Source organism: Sphaerochaeta sp. S2 (genome assembly GCF_016406725.1).
GTDB lineage: Bacteria > Spirochaetota > Spirochaetia > Sphaerochaetales > Sphaerochaetaceae > Sphaerochaeta.
This window is the reverse complement of the sequence record NZ_JAEKNT010000065.1, coordinates 1-1185: the sequence shown is the minus strand read 5'-3', so window position 1 is coordinate 1185 and position 1185 is coordinate 1. Positions and strand designations below refer to the sequence as shown.

At 33.4% G+C, this 1185-nt stretch carries 1 protein-coding gene; it reads left to right on the top strand.

What is annotated here, in order from left to right; genetic code table 11:
* Window positions 1-57 precede the first annotated feature (57 nt).
* The coding region (locus JF818_RS16295; protein WP_233065418.1) for a sigma 54-interacting transcriptional regulator at window positions 58-1185 on the top strand (1128 nt) is incomplete at its 3' end.

Sequence of the window (1185 nt, the reverse complement as noted above, 5' to 3'; positions counted from 1 at the left end):
ACTAGAAGGTATGACTTATCATGAGATTATTAAATATGTAAACCAATAGGAGGAGAAATGGTATCTCTAAAAAGAATTTCAAATTATGTGGATCAAACAGCTAATATCATTGCAAATGTACTTCAGTTCGATGTACTGATTGTAGATAAAACGCTGCAAATCATTGGCGATAGTGATCTGGCTTCTGTTTCAGAAAATGAGTGCATTAGAACAGATTCGATACTTGCACGTGTCATTGAGGAAAAGAAACGCGTTGTTCTTAACTCAAAGGATGACAATAAGGGTTGTAAGTTTTGTACGCAAAGAAATAGCTGTTTAGTTGAAATGATTATAGGGATACCAATCTTCTACCAAGGAGATATTTTAGGAAGTGTTGGTGTGATTGCCAATACATTAAGCGATCGAGATAAAATGATCAGTAATCAAGAAAATTATCTTAAGTTTGTTGATCATATGATTGAATTGATTGTAAATAAATTAAAAGAAGAACAAGACTACGAAGTTATATCTTTATTGAAGAAAAGAAGGGAAGTGGTTTTAGATTCCATTGATCAATTCCTAGTGTTGGTTTCCAATAATGGTGAAATCCTTCAAACCAATCTAAATTTTAAAAAGGTCTTCAACCGTAAAAAACCGGAACACCTCAGTGAGTTTTTTGATGCAGAATGTATCAAACTTTTACTCAATAAAAGTGAAGTTAAATATAAAGAAGTAAAAATTGATAAAAAATATGATTTTATCATAAGTTCTAAGCCAGTCGTTCTAAATGATCAAGATAGAGGCGCTTTGATTACCTTTAGATCGCTAAAGGATATCGCCGTTGAAATGAATGAACTTTATACACATTCAATGGATGTAGCCTTTGATGATCTCATAGGCGAGAGCGTGCAGATAAAAGAGGTTAAAGAACGGATTAAGCAAATATCAAACAGTGATTCTACCGTTCTTATAGAAGGTGAAACCGGGACAGGTAAAGAAGTAATCGCAAGACTAATACATAATGTAAGTTCTAGAAAAGATGAATTGTTTGTCGCAATAAATTGTTCAGCGATCCCTGAGGATTTAATGGAATCAGAATTGTTTGGATATGAGGATGGTGCATTTTCAGGTGCAAGAAAAGGTGGTAAGATTGGAAAGTTTCATCTAGCAGATGGTGGTACAATTTTCTTAGATGAGATTGGTGAA